The 17,992-nt window shown below is 72.6% G+C and carries 12 protein-coding genes; 4 read left to right on the top strand and 8 right to left on the bottom strand.

Features of this window, described 5'->3' with window-relative positions:
• Positions 1 to 19 precede the first annotated feature (19 nt).
• Complete coding sequence (locus ACLJQM_RS46735; protein ID WP_410636494.1) at positions 20 to 1,234, top strand: GNAT family N-acetyltransferase; 1,215 nt, start codon at positions 20 to 22, stop codon at positions 1,232 to 1,234.
• 15 nt (positions 1,235 to 1,249) lie between these two features.
• On the opposite strand, the gene ACLJQM_RS46730 is transcribed toward ACLJQM_RS46735, so the two are convergent.
• The gene (locus ACLJQM_RS46730; protein WP_410636493.1) at positions 1,250 to 2,095 is read right to left on the bottom strand and encodes an SDR family NAD(P)-dependent oxidoreductase; all 846 of its coding nucleotides are present in this window, start codon (positions 2,093 to 2,095) and stop codon (positions 1,250 to 1,252) included.
• 70 nt (positions 2,096 to 2,165) lie between these two features.
• Here ACLJQM_RS46730 and ACLJQM_RS46725 point away from each other — a divergent pair, with 70 nt between their 5' ends.
• The 3 genes from ACLJQM_RS46725 to ACLJQM_RS46715 all read left to right on the top strand — a co-directional run bounded on the left by ACLJQM_RS46725 (position 2,166) and on the right by ACLJQM_RS46715 (position 9,026).
• Positions 2,166 to 3,077, top strand: a complete 912-nt coding sequence (locus tag ACLJQM_RS46725; protein WP_410636492.1) for a LysR family transcriptional regulator — start codon at positions 2,166 to 2,168, stop codon at positions 3,075 to 3,077.
• Between the two features lie 772 nt (positions 3,078 to 3,849).
• Positions 3,850 to 8,382 (top strand): hypothetical protein, encoded by a 4,533-nt coding sequence (locus tag ACLJQM_RS46720; RefSeq protein WP_410636491.1) that lies wholly within the window; start codon positions 3,850 to 3,852, stop codon positions 8,380 to 8,382.
• Entirely contained in the window at positions 8,379 to 9,026 is a 648-nt protein-coding gene (locus tag ACLJQM_RS46715) for a hypothetical protein (RefSeq protein WP_410636490.1), read from the top strand. The genes ACLJQM_RS46720 and ACLJQM_RS46715 overlap by 4 nt, the downstream gene beginning before the upstream one ends.
• A 1-nt stretch (position 9,027) precedes the next feature.
• Here ACLJQM_RS46715 and ACLJQM_RS46710 read toward each other — a convergent pair whose 3' ends face one another.
• Genes ACLJQM_RS46710 through ACLJQM_RS46680 form a run of 7 tightly spaced genes read right to left on the bottom strand, consistent with a single transcriptional unit; the run spans position 9,028 to position 17,992 of the window.
• Complete coding sequence (locus ACLJQM_RS46710) at positions 9,028 to 9,324, bottom strand: hypothetical protein (protein WP_410636489.1); 297 nt, start codon at positions 9,322 to 9,324, stop codon at positions 9,028 to 9,030.
• A complete protein-coding gene (locus tag ACLJQM_RS46705) occupies positions 9,317 to 11,404 on the bottom strand; it encodes an ATP-binding protein (protein ID WP_410636488.1) in 2,088 nt (695 codons plus the stop codon). Before ACLJQM_RS46705 ends, ACLJQM_RS46710 begins: the two co-directional genes overlap by 8 nt.
• On the bottom strand, positions 11,397 to 13,130 hold the full coding sequence (locus ACLJQM_RS46700) for a hypothetical protein (protein WP_410636487.1): 1,734 nt from the start codon (positions 13,128 to 13,130) through the stop codon (positions 11,397 to 11,399). Before ACLJQM_RS46700 ends, ACLJQM_RS46705 begins: the two co-directional genes overlap by 8 nt.
• On the bottom strand, positions 13,127 to 13,648 hold the full coding sequence (locus ACLJQM_RS46695) for a hypothetical protein (RefSeq protein ID WP_410636486.1): 522 nt from the start codon (positions 13,646 to 13,648) through the stop codon (positions 13,127 to 13,129). Before ACLJQM_RS46695 ends, ACLJQM_RS46700 begins: the two co-directional genes overlap by 4 nt.
• Positions 13,645 to 14,778, bottom strand: coding sequence for a hypothetical protein (locus ACLJQM_RS46690; RefSeq protein WP_410636485.1), 1,134 nt, complete (start codon positions 14,776 to 14,778; stop codon positions 13,645 to 13,647). Before ACLJQM_RS46690 ends, ACLJQM_RS46695 begins: the two co-directional genes overlap by 4 nt.
• Positions 14,775 to 16,799: a hypothetical protein gene (locus tag ACLJQM_RS46685; RefSeq protein WP_410636484.1), complete on the bottom strand. Its 2,025-nt coding sequence runs from the start codon at positions 16,797 to 16,799 to the stop codon at positions 14,775 to 14,777. Before ACLJQM_RS46685 ends, ACLJQM_RS46690 begins: the two co-directional genes overlap by 4 nt.
• On the bottom strand, positions 16,796 to 17,992 hold the full coding sequence (locus tag ACLJQM_RS46680; RefSeq protein WP_410636483.1) for a hypothetical protein: 1,197 nt from the start codon (positions 17,990 to 17,992) through the stop codon (positions 16,796 to 16,798). The genes ACLJQM_RS46685 and ACLJQM_RS46680 overlap by 4 nt, the downstream gene beginning before the upstream one ends.

The following is a 17,992-nucleotide window of genomic DNA, read 5'->3' as shown; positions in this document are numbered from 1 at the left end:
CCGGCGATGGACTGTCCCGATGAAGATCCGCTCGACCACCGGCCAGGACCTCGACGCCTTCGTCACCACGTTCCACACCGCGCTGGGGAACTTCCCGGAAACCCCCGGCGCGGCCGGCGGGGTCTGGTGGTCGGCGCTCGAAATGGACCGCAACCTGCTGGCCGTCACCCCGGAGGGACGGCCGGTCGGCACCGCCGGCGCGTACTCCTTCGAGCTCACCCTGCCCGGCGGCGGCCTCGCCCCCGCGGCCGGGGTGACCGCCGTCGGGGTGCTGCCCACGCACCGGCGACGGGGCGTGCTCAGCGCGATGATGCGCCACCAGCTCGCCGAGCTGCGGGAGCGTGGGGAATTCCTCGCCGTGCTGCTGGCTTCCGAAGCCGTGATCTACCGCCGGTTCGGCTACGGGCCGGCGACCTACACCCAGCGGCTGACCGTGCCGCGCCACCAGGCCGGGCTGGCCCTCCCCCGGGCCCGCACCGCGGCGGCGGCGCCCGGCTCGGTGGAGGTGCTGGCGCGCGCGGACTGCGTCGAGACGATGGAAGGGGTCTACGACGCCTACCGCCGCGCCCAGCCCGGTGCGCTGTCGCGGCCGCCGCGCTGGTGGAGCTCGGGCGCGGGGAAACCCCCGATCGCCCCGGCGCCGCGGTACGTGGCCGTCCACCGCGACGCCGGCGGGGTCGCGGACGGCTACGCCAGCTACGCGATCGGCGGGCCCCGCACCTTGACCGTCGACGAGATCATCACCGCCGACGACGCCGTCTTCACCGCGCTCGCCCGCTTCCTGCTCGAGCACGACCTGGTGTCCGACGTCGTGCTCAAGCACGTCCCGCCCGGGCACCCGCTGCGCTGGCAGCTCACCGACTTCCGCGCGGGCCAGGTCGGCGACGACACGGACTGGCTCTGGGTCCGGCTGCTGGACGTCCCCCGCGCGCTGACCGCCCGCGGCTGGTCCGCCGACGGCGAGCTGGTCCTCGACGTCACCGACCCGTTCCTCGCCGAGCGGAACCGCTACCTGCTGACCGTCCGCGACGGCAGGGCCGAGTGCGCGACGACCGGCCGCGACCCCGACCTCTCCCTGGACGTGAGCGACCTGGGCTCGATCTACCTCGGCGGCACGGCCCCCGGCACGCTGGTCCGCGCCGGCCACGTCGAGGCCCACCACCCGGCGGCGGCCGGGGCCGCCGACGCCCTCTTCCGCACCGAGCGCGCGCCGCACTGCCTGCACTGGTTCTAGCGGCACCCGCCCTGGTCAGCCCGCCGGGACGGGTGACCAGGGCAGGACCTCGCCGTGGCGGACCAGCTCGCCGTAGTGGGCGGGATCGACGGGCCGGAACACGAGGTCGAGGAGCCCGGCCGCGGCCTGCGCGGGGCTGGGCGCGTCCCGCACGTCCCACCACAGGGCGGAGGTCGGGGTGTTCATCATCCCGGGGCAGACGGCGGCGAGCAGGATCCCGCGGTCCAGGTCGGCCGCCCGCCGGTGCGCGGCCAGCGTGCGCACGGCCGCGACCTGGCCGATCTTGGACGGGATGTTGACGAAGCCCGGCCAGTCGCCGCCGCGGGCGCTGCCGTCGGCGACCGCGTCACGCCACGCGGCGACCTGCTTGTCCAATTCGTCCAAAGAGGACAGTCCGGTGAACCGCGGGTGCAGCGCGGGCGCGAGGTGGTTCAGCGTGCCGAACGAGCTGGCCACGACGAGGAACCGGCCGTCGTCGCGCAGCAGCGGCGCGAAGGCCCGCAGCAGCCGGGTGGTGCCGAAGTTGTTGACCTCGGCGTATTCCCCGACGACCTCGCGCGGGTCGTCGTCCGGGCCGACGCGCATGACGGCGTTGCCGATCACGACGTCGACGCCGCCGTGGCGCTCCCGCAGCCACCGGGCGAGCCGCGCGGCCGCTTCGGGGTCGGCGACGTCGAGGACTTCGCCGCGGATTTCGGCACCGCCGGCGGGCATGGCTTCGACGGCTTGGCCGACGCGCGCGGCGTCGCGGCCGGTGAGGTAGACGGTGTCCGCGGGGGACAACCGCTGGGCGAGCCCTTCGACGAGGGCGAGCCCGAGGCCCTGGGTGGCGCCGGTGACGAGGGCGGCTTTCGCGTTCATGACTCCAAGCTAGGACGGCCGCGAGCATGCGAAAAGCGAAAGTACGGCAGACCTGGTATGCGTAGACGGCATGGCCTTCTCCGACGCTTCCCTGACCGCGCTGCGGGTGTTCCGCGAGGTCGCCGAGCGGGGCACGCTCACGGCCGCGGCCGTGGCGCTCGGCTACACGCAGTCCGCGGTGTCGCGGCAGATCGCGTCACTGGAACGTGCGGCGGGGGCGCCGCTGCTGGAACGCCGACCCGACGGCGTGCGGCTCACCGCGGCCGGGCAGATCGTGCTGCGCCGCGCCACCGGGGTCGTCGACCAGCTCGACGCGACCGCGCGCGAGCTGGCCGGGCTGCCCGCCGAACGGGGCACGGTCCGCCTCGGCTGGTTTCCGACCGCCGGCGCCGACCTGCTCCCCCGCGCGCTCGCGGCCCTGCGGCGCACCGACCCGGCGATCACGGTGCTCAGCCGCGAGGGCGGCACGCCGGCATTGGTCCGCGCCCTGCGCGCCGGCACGCTGGACGTCGCCCTGCTGGCCTCGGCACCGCCGTTCCGGCCACCGGACACCGAAACGCCGGCGCTGACGGTGCGCACGCTCGCCGAGCGCAGCCTGCGCGTCGCGGTGCCCGCCGACGACCCGCTCGCCCGCCGCGGCTACGTCGACGTGGCCGACCTGCGCGGCCGCCGCTGGATCGCGGGTTCGGGCGACGACCGGGTGCTGGGCGTGTGGCCGGGCCTGGACGAGCGACCGGAGATCGCCCACACCGCGCGCGACTGGCTGGCCAAGCTGCACCTGGTGGCGGCCGGCTGCGGAATCACGACGGTACCGGGCGCGCTGGGACCGGCAGTGCCACCCGGGGTTCGGGTGCTCCCGGTCCGCGGCGGCCCCGGAGAGCGGCGCCGGGTGCTGCTCGCACACCTGCCGAGGGAGCTGCCGGAACCCGCGACCCGTCTGGCAGCCGCCTTGCGCGCGGCCGCCGTGGAGGCTGAGACGTAGACGAACCCCCGTCGGCTGCGGGATCGGTGCCGGGCGCGCTTGAGCCGGTGATGCCGGGCGGCGTTCGGGTGCTCCCAGTCCGCGGCGGACCCGGGGAGCGGCGCCGCGTCCTGCCGCGGGAAATGCCGGAACCCGCGACCCGGCTGGCAGCCGCCCTGCGCGCGGCCGCCGTGGAGACCGAGGCGTAGACGAACCTGGTCGGCTGTGGGATCGGTGCCGGGCACGCTTGAGCCGGTGATGCCGGGCGGCGTTCGCGTGCTCCCGATCCGCGGCGGACCCGGAGAGCGGCGCCACGTCCTGCCGCGGGAACTACCGGAACCCACGGCCCGGCTGGCAGCCGCCTTGCGCGCCGCCGCCGTAGAGGCTGAGACGTAGACGAACCCCGTCGGCCGTGGGATCGGTGCCGGGCGCGCTTGAGCCGGTGATGCCGCCCGACGTTCGCGTGCCCCATCCGCGGCGGACCCGGAGAGCGGCGCCGCGTCCTGCCGCGGGAACTACCGGAACCCGCGGCCCGGCTGCCGGATCACGACCGTGCTCAGCGCGCGCTCGGCACCGGCGGTCCGCATGCTCCCCCGTCCGCGGCCAGCGGCGCCGCGTACTTCTCGGCACCTGCCCGAACCCGCGGCCCGGCTCGCCGCCGCCGTGGAGGCCGAGGGCGTAAACGTTCCCGCGACGCCTCGGTGACGGCCTGCTGCCAGGCTGGGGTCTCCCGGAGCGGGAGGAGAGCCGTCCCATGCCACCGCCGCCGAAGGCTCTCGTGAAGGTCCCTTCGGTGACCACCACCGCTCAGGCGGCCGCGCCCACCCCGGTCACGGTGAAAGAGCGGCCGCCGCGGCGCAAGAGCGTTCCGCTGCCGCCGTCGAACGCCGCCGCGCTGGCCGCCTTGCGGGCCGGGGACAAGAAAGAGCTGGCCGATCCCTCGCGTAAGGAGTCGCAGGACAAGGTCGGCAACGGTGCGGTCGCCGCGAGTCTCGCGCGCGGCCCGGGTGCAGATCCGAAGTTCGCGGTGCTGAAGAAGGACATCGCGCACAAGAAGCACACGGTCGCCCGCTCGCACCCGCCGGCGAGCAAGGAAGCCGGCTCGGCGCAGGCCGCCTCGGTGCCGCCCAAGGACGACGAGGTCGCGCAGGGCAAGACGGCCAACGCCGAGAAGATGAACGAGGCCAAGCCGAAGGACTTCGACAAGGACGCGTTCGTCAAGGCCGTCGAGAAGGCCATCGCCGAAAAAGCGCCGCAGAACCTGGAGCAGGCCGACGAATTCGCCGACTCCGGCAAGCCCGCCGAGATCAAGGCGGAGGTGCAGGGCAAGGTCGGCGAGGGCAAGTCGGACTCGGCCGCGCAGATCGCCGACACCACCGCCGCTCCCCCGGACACGTCCGCGGCGGAGACCAAGCAGGTCGTGCCGATGGCAGCCGATCGCCCGCCCGGCACCCCCGCCACCCCCGACCCGGCGAAGGCGACGCCCGACAAGCTGCCGCCGTCGGCCACGGACCTCTCCGCCGGCCCGGCCAAGGTCGATCAGGTGATGGCCGACAACCACGTCACCGACAAGCAGCTGACGACGGATCCGGCTTTCACACCGGCGTTGCAGGACAAGAAGACCGCGGAAAAGCACTCCGAGGCGACCCCGCCGGAGCTCCGCAAGGACGAGACCAAGCAGCTGCGCCAGACCACCGCGCAGGCCAAGGGGTTCGGCGCCGCCGCCATGGGCACGATCGCCGAACGCCGACGGCGCACCGGCAAGCAGGTCGGCGGCGGGAAGAACGCGACCAAAACCAGCGACCAGGACAAGCGGGCGGAGGTCACGGCCCGCCTGCAAAAGGTCTTCGACACCATGAAGACCGAGGTGGAAGGCATCCTCACCGGTCTCGACAAGCTCGTCGACGACCAGTTCACCCGCGGCGAGAAGGACGCTCGCGACGCGTTCACCGCCGAGCACCGCCGCAGGATGGACGACTACAAGGCCAAGCGGTACGGCGGCACGTGGGGCCTGATCAAGTGGGGCCACGACAAGCTGTTCGGCCTGCCCGACGAAGCGAACCAGATCTTCGTCGAGGCGCGCGACAACTACGTCAAGCAGATGCGCGAAGTCATCTCCGCCGTCGCGGACACGATCGGCCGCGAGCTGACCCGGGCGAAGCAGCGCATCGCGAAGGGCCGCGACGAGCTGCAGGCCGAGGTCAAGGCGCTGCCGAAGGACCTTCAGGCGCTCGGCAAGGAGGCGGCCGCCGGGTTCGCCGACAAGTTCGACGAGCTCACTCAGTCGGTGGACGACAAGAGCACGGAGCTGGTCGACACCCTGGCCACGAAGTACACCGACGCCGTCAAGGCGGTGGACGACGAGATCGCCGCGGAGAAGGAGAAGAACAAGGGCCTGGTCGACAAGGCCCTCGACGGCATCAAGGGCGTCATCAAGACGATCCTCGAGCTGAAGGACATGCTGCTCGGGGCGCTCGCGAAGGCCGCGCAAGCGGTGATGGCCATCCTCAAGGACCCGATCGGCTTCCTCGGCAACCTGGTTTCCGCGGTCGGCGGCGGCCTCAAGCAGTTCATGGGCAACGCGAAGACGCACCTGCAGCAGGGCGTCCTGTCGTGGCTGCTGGGCACGGCCGCGACGGCCGGGATCGAGCTGCCGAAGAGCTTCGACATCGTGAGCATCCTGCTGCTGATCGCGAGCCTGATCGGCTTGACGTGGCCCAACATCCGCGCCCGCATCGCGAAGAAGGTCCCGAAGGAGGCCATGTCCGCCATCGAGGCAGGCGAACACGCGCTCCCGATCGTCATGGAGGTCCGCAAACGCGGGGTGCGGGCCCTGTGGGACGACCTCAAGGCCAAGGTCGGCGACCTGAAGAAGAACCTGATCGACAACCTGGTGTCGTACCTGCTGCCGACGATCGTCATGGCGGGCATCACGTGGATCGTCTCGCTGTTCAACCCGGCGTCGGCGTTCATCCGCGCCTGCAAGATGATCATTGACATCATCAAGTTCATCGTGACGAACGGCCGCCGGATCATCGAGTTCGTCAACACGGTCCTGGACGCGGTGATCGCGATCGCCAAGGGCGGCACGGGCGGGGTTTCGGGCTTGGTGGAGAAGGCACTGGCCCGCTCGATCCCGGTGCTGATCGGCGCACTGGCGGCGTTGCTGGGGATCGGCGGGATCGCGGGGAAGATCAAGGAGATCTTCCAGAAACTGGCCCGCCCGGTGAACAAGGCGATCGACTGGGTGATCGACAAGATCGTGGGCCTGGCGAAGAAGGTCTGGGCGAAGGTCAAGGCGCTGACCAAGAAGCTCACGGACAAACTGAAGTCGGCGGCGAAGAAGGGGCAGGCCAAGCTGAAGGCCGCCGGCAAGAAGCTGAAGGACAAGCTGAAGCGGGCCGGTAAGAAGGTCAGGGACAAGGTCAAGGGCGCCGCCAGGCGGATCAAGGACAAGTTCAAGAGGAAGAAGAAGCCTCGCCGCGACAAGCGTTCACCCCAGGACCTGCAACGCGCGCTGGACGCCGCGCTGCTGGAGGCCACCGCGCTGCTCGACGCGAAGTCGGCGACGGTGGAGAGTGTGCGGCGAGGGCTGCCGCCGATCAAGAAACGGCACGGTCTGACCAGCATCCGGCTGGCGCACGGGCCGGAGAAGAGCTACTTCGTCGAGCTGGCCATCAATCCCCGCAAACGCACCAAGCCGAAGAAGTTCACCGAGGAGGAGTACGCGAAGAAGTTCCCCTACAAGATCGGCGAAGCCGAGCGCCCCATCGACATCGACCGCGTGCCGCCGGTGATCGACACGCTTCACCGGATCCTGATCCCGATGCGGGGCCGCGATCCGGTGACCGGCTTCGTCGTCACCATGTCGGCGACCCCGGGCGAGGTGCAGCCCAACATCGCGGCTCGGTACCTGGTCGATGCGTGGCAGGGTCCCGGCGGGGACAACCTGGCCGCGGCCCGTACCGCCGTCATCATCGGGGTCAACACCCTCGAGCGGCTCGACCCGACGAAGGCCGCGGACGGGCGGAACCAGGTCGGTGCGGCCGTGCGGAAGATCAGGGTGCCGAAGGAACTCCTCGCCGCCGCGTTCGGCTTCGTGTGGACACCGGCGTGGCGGCACGTGAAGGAGAAGCGGCGGGCCCCGATGTCCGAAGTGCGCCAAGCGTATGCGGGCCTGACGAAGGACGAGAAGGAACAAGCCGTCGCCCGCAACGAAACACGCTGGCAGGAAGACCACAAACTGCCTTACGGTGTCTTCCACGAGGTGGGGTTCCTGTCCGGCTTCACCCAGCGGGCCGTGGAACTCCTCGGCAAGGTCAACCAGCAGGTGTACGCGGTTTCGCAAGATCCGGACACCGACGTCGTCACGCACGAAGGCATGGGTTTCCTGCGCGTGTACGACCAGGTGCTCCGGGATGCGGCGAACGACCCCATCCTCGTCATCGGCGGCTACCACTTCGAGGGCTTCGACTGGCGTTCGCTGGCCGGTTCGCGCACGGCGCAACTCACCGTGCTGGCGAACCGGATCGACCACGCGATGAAGATCGCCATCGGCAAGGTGTACCCGCAGCTGCTGTACCCCGCGGAGCCGAACATGCTGATCAAGGTGTGGGAACGGGACACCTCGCGGCAAATCAAGCTCCTCTTCCAGGACACGCGGCACCTGGCTGTGCTCCGGGCCGCGGAAAACCAGGGCATGCTGTGGGGCATCGGCGCGGGCGAGGGGCGGCACATCGGGGAAGTCCTGAGAGAACGGCACGGCGTCTCGGTGCTCCACGTGCCGGCCGCCGCCCTCACCACCAGCCCGTTGCCCGAAGTCCCGACCCGCGGCCTGACGATGACTCCCGAGGACGTCCGCATCTTCGCGTCTCCCGAGGGGCACCCCGACCACCCGACCATGCCCCGGCACCCGGTGTACGGCGCCATAATGCAGTCGCAGACGGTGCTCATCGCCCGCCGGCTCGCAAAGGCGTTCGCCCAGACCCACCCGCTCGACGACGCCGCACGACGACGGCTGGAAACGCGGGTCTTCACCCACGCCGAAGCGGTCGCCAGGATGATGGCCGACAACCCGGGCCTGACCGCGCACAGCCAGGCTATCGTGAACCGTCTCGCCGAGCTCGACGCGGACGTCGAAGCATTGCTGGCGGAGACGGGCGGGAACCGGCGGGACGCCGACACCATCAAGGCGGCCAAGCTGGTCACACGGGAGATGATCACCACCATGACGGCCGAAGACCTCAAGAAGCACTGGCGTCAGCTGAGCGCGCTGCTCGGCGACATCATGCGTGACGCGCCGCCGAGCCAGGGCGGTCCACGATGACGGAACACCCGGTCGAGGAGCTGCGCGCGCAAGCATCGCGCGGGGACTACGTGTCGATGGCCCGCTTGGCGAAAGCGTTGTACGGTCAGGGCCTGACCACTGCGGAAGTCCTTTCGGAGTGTTACGGAACCGGCTTCCCGGACGAATTCTTCGTCCTCGCCGCGGATCGGCTGACGAAACCGCGGCTGATGGTGGATCTGACCGGCCTGCCGTGGCGGCTGTGCACGTCACCGGCCGAGGGCGGTCCCCCGATGGCGCCGAGCGCACTGACGGGAGAAGCGGAACGGGACGTATTCGCGCGAGACCCCGACCTGGCTCCGCTCGTGCAGCTCCTCGCCCCGCGGGAAACGCGGGAGAACGCGGTCATCGGCTACCGGATCACGGATCTGCGCGCGGGCGGAACCGCGGTTTTCCGCTGCCGGGTACCCGCCGCCTCTGAGGAAGAGATCGAACGCTGCGGCGAATCCCTGCTCGGGTTCCTTCACACGCACCACCTCGAGTACCTCCGGGCGGAGGAACGGATCCGGCGCTCACCGGGCAACTGGGGGTTCGGCGCGGTCGACCGGGAATCCGTCGACGGGATCCGGTCGCTGGTCGAAGGGATCGAGGGCCTGCAACGCGAGGTCGGCCGGATCGGGCCATGACTCAGCAGCCGGAAAAGGCTTCCTTCTTCGGGACCACCATCGGCACCACCCTCATCGCCGCGCCGGCCATTGCCGCGTTCCCCACCCGGTCCTGCCCCGCCGCCAACGTCGACGCCAAATGCGACGGCACCGTCTTCGAACTCCCGTCCATCGCCGTCTTCGCTGCCTGAGCGTTGCCGATCACCGCCGGGACCAGGACGACCTTCTGCTTTCCCCGGTCGGACGCGGCCGCCGTCCGGAGTTCCTGGGCTGTCACCGGGATCGCCGGTTTTGTCTGCGGGGGCATCAGTTCAGGCATGCGCACTCCCGTTGTCGGTCAAGAGTCCAGCATACCGGCCCAGCTCCGCCGGGCGGAACAACCGGGCCTCGCGCTGGAACTGGCGGGACACGCCGCGGACCACGTGGCGCATGGCGATCGCGTCGCTGCCCGTGTCGGCCGCGGCCAGTGCTGCCGTGCGGGCCGCCGACGTGATGCCCGCGCCCGTCATGTCCAGGCGGCACAACGCGTCCACGTCGACGTCCGGGGCCAGCGGGGCCTCCGGGGGGAACGCCAGGTGCCACAGGCGGCGGCGCTCCGCCACGCCCGGGCGGGGGAAGTGGACCACGAAGTGGAACCGGCGGGTGAAGGCCGGGTCGATGTTCTCCTTCAGGTTGCTCGTCAGGATGATCAGGCCGTCGCTCGCTTCCAGGCGCTGCAGCAGGTAGCCGACCTCCAGGTTGGCGTAGCGGTCGGTGCCCTGCTTGACCTCGCCGCGCTTGCCGAACAGCGCGTCCGCCTCGTCGAAGAGCAGGACCGCGTGGCTGTCCTCCGCCTGGCGGAACACCACCTCCATGTTCTTCTCCGTCTCCCCCACCCACTTCGACACCACCTGCGCCAGGTCCACCTTCAGCAGCTCCAGGCCCAGGATGCCGGAGACGACCTCCGCCGACATCGTCTTGCCCGTGCCCGGCTCGCCGGTGAACATCGCCTTGACGCCGCCCGTCGTCGTCTTGCGGGCGAAGCCCCACGTCTCCGCGATGCGGGGCCACGCGCGGAACGCCGACGCGATCTCCCCGATCTGGGCCATCTGCGCGGCCGGCAGGACCAGGTCCGCCAGACCCCGGCGCGGGATGATCGACTGCACCGCGCCGCTGGTGCGCCCGCGAGTCACCGTGGCGATCGCGGGCTCGACGTGGTCGGTGAGCCGGTGGCCGTTGCCCGACAGGCGCGCGCCGGTGTCGGCGACCGCGGCCACCGCGCTGAGTTCGCCGCCGCTCATCCGGTAGCGGGCGGCCAGGTCGGCCAGGACGTCGTCGCCCAGCACCGGGAACGCCGACGACCACATCGCCCGGCGTTCCGGGAAGCCCGGCGGCGGGATCGTCACCTCCGCGTAGGTGCGGGCGGCCAGCAGCCGGGGCGGGCGCCACGGGGTCGCGCCGGTCAGGCACAGCGGCACGCCCGAATTCACCCACGGTTCGTCTGCCTGGGGGTCGCGGCCGTCCGTCGGGAGCCACAGGATCGCCTCCAGCGCGGCGGCGGTCCGCAGGTCGGCCGCCGCGTCCGCGGTCACGCGGCGCAGGGGACGCCCGGCCGCGGCCGCCAGCGCCTGCGCGACGTCGAGCTGGCTGTCGGCCGGGCAGCCCCACAGGCCGACCACGTCGACGTCGCCGCCGGCCAGCGCGCGGCCGAGCGTGGTGAGCCGCTCCGACTCCAGGTACGGGGACGCCACCTGGCGCGGCGAGCGGGTGACTTCGCCGGGGTCGTGGCCGAGGACGCCGACGTCGCCGCCCCAGCCCATCAGGTACTCGAACACGCCGCCGCCGAGGGTCAGCTCCTGGGCGAGCTCGGTCGGCGCCTCGCCGTACGCCTTCACCAGGCCGTAGCGGCGCAGCCGGCCCGCGGACCCCAGCGCGCGGCGCAGGGCCAGGCGGTCGGCCGGGGTCTGGGCGATCACCGCGACCAGCAGCTCCACGCACGGCGCCCGCCGGTTGAGGTTGTCCACGACGTAGGCGTAGACGCGCTCGTAGCCGGGGTCCAGCTCCGGCGCGGCCACCAGCAGCAGCGCGTCCTGCTCGTCCCGGGACAGGCCGTAGCGGGTCGCGAGCGCGTCCAGCGGGAGCGTCAGCCCGCGCGCGGCGGCCAGCCGCCGGAGGTGCTGCTCGGACTCCGGGTCCGGCCGGGCCGGCGACGCGGGCTCGGTCATCCCTTCGGCGAAGGCGTCGACGCGGTCGAGCAGCGCGTCCACCTGCTCGTCGGTGACGCAGAACGGCGTCAGGTCCGGGCGCGTCAGCACCGCCGCGGCCTCGGCCTGCCGGGCGACGGCGCCGCGCAGCGCCTGGTGCAGTTCCGCCAGGCGCACCCGGAGGTGCTCGGCCGCCGGCCCGCTCACGTCAGCCACCGGAGAAGGTCAGGGTCCGGCCGTCCAGCCAGACCACGTCGGGTACGTCGGTGAGGGCGCCGCCCCGCCACAGGTCCGTGTGGCGGCGGCCCAGCGGGATCTTCACGCGCACCGCGTCGCGGGTGAACCGGACGGTGGCTTCCAGGTCGGCGAACGTCGTCAGGGCCCGGACCGGGGAGTCGCCCTCCCACAGCTGCCAGGCGATCATGCCCAGCGCCAGCGCCGCCGCCAGCGAGACGCTGTGCTCCAGCGCGCGGTCCGCCGCCAGCGGCACGGCCCGGTGCTCGACGAACAGCGTCCGGGCCAGTTCGTCCAGGCGCTCGGCGGAAAGACTCGTGGCCAGCCGGGGTTCCACGCCACCGGTCGTCCACAGCGGGGTGGGCCAGCGCAGGCGGGTCAGCGGGTCGTCGCGCAGCGGGCGCGCGTCGGTGATGAACCGGACGCCCGCCGCCGCCAGGTCGCGCAGGCCCGACGCCGGGAGCGGGCTGTCGCGCACCAGCACCGGCGGCCGGCCGCAGGCCGCCCAGTGCGGCACCAGTTCGTCCACTGTGGACGTCCACGCGATCGGGAACAGGCCCTGCGCGTCGACCAGCAGCAGGCCGTCGTCGACGCCCGTGATCAGCAGCGGGTCGGCCCGGTCGTGGCCGCGGCACAGCGAGAGCGCCAGCACGCCGTCCAGCACCGGCAGCGCCGGGCCGGCTTCCCCGGCGAACGCGGTCAGGTCCGGGACCGACTCCAGGCCGGCGAACGTCGCCGCCGCGAGGTCGTCCGCGGGGGTCCGCCGCCAGCCCCGCTGCGGTGCGCCGAGGACCTTGTACGCCAGTGCCGCGGCGAACAGCGGAGTCGCGGCGGCCAGGTCCACTCCGGACAGTGCCGGGCCGATCGCGTCCAGGTAGCCGGTCCTGGCCAGCGGGCCGGCCAGCAGGAACGGCAGCACCGAGCCGACCCGCGTCTCCCCCGCCGGCCTCGAAGACTCGGTCACGGACGCCGTCGCGGCGATCGGCGCGGTCTCCGCACCGGCCGGCCCGCCCGGCGAACCCAGCAGCAGCCCGGCGAAGTCCGCACGGGTCGCGGGCGGCCACGCGAGGGACCGCCGCCGGGCCAGCTCCGCCGCCAGCACGACGGCCGGTCCGGGCAGTTCTTCGGCCACGAACGAACCCCCGGGCTCGCCGGCCATAGGACCAGCGCGTTCGGCGGCGGACTCGGCGAGCAGCGCGGACAGGTACCGCCGCACCGTCTCCTCGGGCAGCAACGCGAGCAGCGCGACCAGTTCTTCCCGCGCGGCGAGCTCCTCGAACAACGCCGCCACCGTCGGCGACGGCGGGCTTTCCGGCGTGCCCGGACCGAACTCCGGCACCTCGCCACCTCCGTCCGATGGGGACGACCGGGCCGGGAGCACCACCGGCACCGGCAGCGGGATCGACTCGGACGGCGTCCCGCCACCCGCCGCGACGGTTTCGAGGACCAGGCCCGAGGGCACCAGCCCGCTTCCGCCGCGCCCGGCCGCGGACAGCCGGACCGACAGCCGCACCGGCTCGGTGATCTCCACGTCCGGGCCGTCGCCGTCGAGCAGGTCGTCGAACCGCTCGGCCAGCAGTTCCGGCAGGGCGTCGAGGGCCCGCTGGACGAGGCCGCGGGGGTCGGGCCCCCAGCTCCACCCACCGCGCCGGACCACCCGCACCACGCACCGGCGCACGGTGACCTCGCCGCCGGTGGGTGCGCTCACTTGGCGACCTCCACCAGGCGGCCCGCCCAGCCCGCCACCAGCACCAGCACGGCGTGCGCGCCCGTGCTCACCGTCAGCGGCAGCGACACGTGGTCGTCGTCCTTCTTGACGACCCCGGCGACCGGCAGCGTGTCGGGCCCCTCGGAGACCAGCGCGAACACGGCGGTGTCCGCGTCCGCGACGCCCGGCAGCTTGACGAGCAGCCCGGTGGGGTCGAACTCGACCGGGACCTTCAGTTCCGCCAGTTCCTTCAGCGCGGGCTTCGCCGGCTGGCCGGACACCCGCGTGACGCCGTAGGCCAGCGGATCGAGGAACACCGCCGGCTGGTCGTCGGCCTCGTGCACGGCCAGTTCCCGGCCCCCCAGCGACAGGGTCACCAGGTCACCGGCCTTGAGCGAGAGCCGCACCGGCAGCGCGGCGCCGACCAGGACGTCCGCCGCCGGCACCGGCGTGCCGATCGCCTTGACCGCACCGACCACGATGCCGGTGCTCGACTCGTACACCGCGAAAACGCTCACCCTCGGCCACCCCCGCTCGTCGCCGCGACCGTTGCCAGGACCAGGAAGTCGACCGAGCCCGACGCTTCGGTGACCGCGGGACCCACGCCGGGGTCGTAGGACCGCAGCCGGCACCGGACCCGCCGGTCACCGTCCACAGTGGCCTCCACCGGGACGGTCAGCCCCGCTTCCGACGGCGGGATCCGCGGCGTCACGTAGACGTGCAAGGACACCCGGCCGTCGGCGATCTCCGCCGCCGTGACCCCGGACGGCAGCGGCAGCACCATGCCGTCGGTCGCGCAGCCGGACGTCGCCAGCACGCTGCCCGCCGAGGTCTGGCCGGAGAAGCTGCCCGCGATGGTCAGGTTCCCGTTGGCCTCCACCGTCAGCAGCGGGTCGACGTCGCCGGATCCCTTGTACAGCCCGTAGACCAGGGTCGGCGCGGGCGCGGCGGACAGCACCAGCGCCGGCTTGCCCTCCTGGACCTCGGGCAGGGTGCGCAGCGCCAGCGAACCCGACCGGGCCGACACGGTGTCCGCGCGCACCCCGACGTACCGCGGCCCGACCCCGCGCGCCGCCGGGACCACCGCGGTGAAGTGCGCGCCGTTCCACTGGACGAAGCCCAGCAGGACCAGCCACTGCACGGGCGGGGCCGCCGGGGCGGCGGCCACCGCGGGCGGCTGCTGGTCGGCCACCAGCCGCTCGTCGCCGAGCCGCCGGAAGAGGATCTGGTAGGACTCCTCGACCCGGGTCGGCCCGCCGGAGCCGGCGCACGAGGCCGGGCCTGTCGGCGGCTGGGTCCGGTCGGCGGCGGTGAGGAACACCGGGTACGGGTCGGTCGTCTTCCCGTCGGCGCCGTTGACGGCCTCGAAGTCCGCCTCCGACAGCACGACCGGCGCCGGCACCACGATCTCCCGGCCGGTCCCGTCGACCGCGAGCCCGGCTTGCACGCTCACCTCGACGAACCGGTCGCCCGACACCGGATCGGTCCGGTTCTCGGTCGTCAGGCCGAGCCCGTCGGCGATGCCCCAGTCGTGCGAAAGGCGCGCGTGCCGGACGGCCGCCGAACGGGCGTGGGCGACGGTCGCCGCGAGGTCCGCGGCGGCGAGCACCTGCCCCTCGTGGAACTCCGGGCGCAGTGGACCGGTCACGACGTCTCACCCGACCGCGGCTTGCGAGCGGAACCGCCGCCGCGGGCCGAGGAGGACCGGCCCCGCCGCGGCGGCGGCTTCGGCTTCTCGGCCTGCTCCTCGGCAGAATCAGCGGAATCGGCAGCACCGGCCTCGGTTTCCGGTTCCGGGGCGTTCTCCAGCTCCGAGAGCCGGTCGGACAGCCGGTCCGGCAGCTCGTCCCGCACCTGCGTGACCTGCTCCCGCGCGGCGTCCAGCTGTCCGCGCAACGCCTCCACAGTCGCGACCAGGTCGCTCACCTGGCCCCGCAGCGCGTTCATCTCCTGCAGGCTGTCGGTCACCTCGGCCGGCACGGTGTACACCTGCTCCCGCACCGGCTTCGGCACGGTCTCCCCCGGAGCCGGGGTCACCAGGAGCTCCCACATCCGCTCCAGCGGGCTCCGCGACCGCCATTTTTCGAGCAGCCGCGGCACGTACGGCCGCGGGATCGGCCCGGTGGCCGGCACGGACGGCGGCCGGTGCACCGGCGTCGGCTGACAGCAGATCTGCTCGGCGAAGTGACGCAGCTGGTACAGCTTCGGCAGCCACTCGCCGTAGGCCGAACCACCCGGCAGCACCTGCTCCCGGGTCGCCGAGCAGACGCGCACGACGTCGCAGCCGTCCAGCTCCAGGTGCGCGAGCAGCACGTCGTTGTCGGCGCAGTCGGCGCACGGCGGGTTCAGCGTCGAGCAGGCCGCGTCGGTGACGAACCGGAGCACGTACGTCGTCAGCTTCCCCGCCGCGTCCGTAAGCAGGCCCAGGTCGGCGACGGTCAGCCGCTGCATCCGGTCCGGCTCCGGGATGGGCAGCGGCTGCGGAATGGCGACCGTGCGCACCTCGTCGTGCAGCTTGCAGTCCGCGACGCCGGCCACCCGGTCCAGCCGGCCGAGCAGCCACTCCCGGATCCGCACGAGATCGGCCCGGAACTCGGCCTCCAGCACGTTGTCCAGCGGCGTGCCCTGCGCCAGCAGGCGCAGCTCGATGGGGGCGTCCGGATCGAGGGTGACCACCCGGTTCTTCACCTCCGCCAGGAGGGCCAGCGCGATCTGCCGGTGCGCCAGCTCCGGCCAGACCTCCCGCGGGTCGGTCTCGGCCAGCCGGGCGCACGCCGCGCCGAGCACCTCCCGGGCGGTGTCGATCGAGCCGAGTTCCTCATGCTGGGTCCGCAGTTCCTGCTGTCCCGCCTCGTCGTAGGTGTCGTACCGGGCGACGGAAGCGGCCAGCGCCCGCACGTACTCGGTCTGCTGCCGCGCCTCCGGTGGCTGCGGGGTGTCCCCGGCGGCCTGCAGCAGGGCGAGGTTGTCGCGGTACCGGACCAGGTCGGCGTCGTCGAACCGGATCGGCCGGGTCGAGGAGCCGCCGGCCACCGCCATCGGGTCCAGGTAGCGCCCGAGCCGCGCGCTCAGCAGGCGGATGTGCTCGCAGGCGTCCTTGTCCCCGATCTGCGCGAGCAGCTTGGTGGCGGGGTTGTACCGGTGGTCGTCGGTCGTGTCGCACTTGACGACGAACCGGAAGCCCTCCTCGACGCGGGACGGCACGCACCCCGGCGACGGGCACGGCTCCTCGGTGGCGAACGGCGTGACCGCGCCGGTCATGCTCTCCTCGTACCGCACGAAGAGCCCGAAGTGGCGCTGGTCGTCGTCGCACGGGTCGCCGCAGCCGACGCCCGGCGAGGACACCCGCAGCTCGCGCACGAGCGCCTGCACGTCGACCTTCTCCTTGCAGGACAGCACGATGTCGTTGCCGCAGCAGTCCAGCGCGTGCCCGGGGTGCACGAGCACCGTCCCGCCCGTGCACGAACCGCAGGTGACCTCGAGCCCGCACACGACGCCGGGGCCCGACAGCATCCGGTTGTGCAGCCGGTCCTTCCCGGCCACGTAGTCGGTCAGCAGCGTGAGGTCGTCCTCGGTGAGCAGCTGCCCCGAGAAGAACCGCGGCCGGACGAACGCGGCGGGGAAGGCCGGCGCCCCGCCGCACCCGCACCCGCACCCAGACGTGCTCATGAACGCTCCTCGGTGATGAAGAACCAGCTCTCGAAGACGTCGCCGCCGGCGCCGGTGCCCGACGTCCACGGCCCGATGCCCGTCGGCGGGACGAGGCACCCGGTCGGGTCCGGCTCGGGCTTGGGGTCGTGGCCGTGGCCGGTCTCGATCTCGACGTCGGTGTCCGCGTGGCCGGTGAAGGGGACCCGGCCGCCGACGTTGGTGCCGTCGACCGGGCGGCAGCAGTGGTCGAGGATGAACGCGGCGCGGACGGTGATCAGCACGCGATCGCCGTCCTGCAGGGTCTCGCGGGTCGTCTGCCGGTAGCGGAAGTGGTCGGTGAACTCGCCGTCCTTCGGGGTGGGTTCCTCGAACGTGCCGCCCATGTACCAGGTGTCGGCGTTGCGCCCCGCCCCGCCTTCGATCACCTGGATCTCGACCACCCCGCGGCGCAGGCTGTCGACGCGGACGCCGTCGGAGAACTCGACGACCAGGCCGCCGGAGTTCTTCTGCGTGCCGAGCAGTTCCCTGGCCTCGTTCACCGTGTAGGTGTGGCCGTGCTTCCAGTTGACGCCGGTGATCACCGTCGGGACGCGGCGGCCGAAGAACCGGCGGACGTCGAGGTGGATCCGGTCTTCGCGGACCGGCTGGGCGAAGTCGACGTCGTCGATCCGGGCCAGCCACAGGACCTTGTGCTCGCACCGGGTGCAGCAGGTCTCGCAGCGCTCGTCCTTCGGCGGCGTCTTGGTGGTGACGCGGACGCAGTAGCTCTCCTCGGTGTAGCCGAAGTCGCAGTCCGAGGTGTCCCCGCAGGCGGAGTTGAACACCGTCCGGGTCGGCTCGACCGCGCGTTCGGTGTACTCGACGCCGACCCACACGGTCGTCCCGGTGCGCTCGTCCTCGGGCAGCGCGTCCCACAGGTCGATCGCGCAGCTGCCCGGCACGAGCACCTCGTTGCCGTCGCAGTCGACGCCGAGCCCGCTGGTGATGTGCACCCTGGCGTGGTGTTCGTGCTTTTCTTCGCCGCCGGTCTTCGGCGCGGGTTCCACGAACAGCCCGCACACCACGCCGTAGCCGAGCAGGCAGCGCATGCGCAGCTTCAGCTTCTCGCGGAAGTACTCCTGCTCCCGCTGGAAGTCGCGGGCGGTGAGCAGCCTGCCGTGGAAGTACCGCAACCGGCGGAAGGCCTGTTCCTCTGTCGTTGCCTCGGTCAT

It is taken from the genome of Amycolatopsis sp. cmx-4-83 (genome assembly GCF_046548815.1).
GTDB classification, from domain to species: domain Bacteria; phylum Actinomycetota; class Actinomycetes; order Mycobacteriales; family Pseudonocardiaceae; genus Amycolatopsis; species Amycolatopsis pretoriensis_A.
The sequence above is the reverse complement of the archived record's forward strand: the minus strand, read 5'-3'. Positions and strand labels throughout refer to the sequence as shown.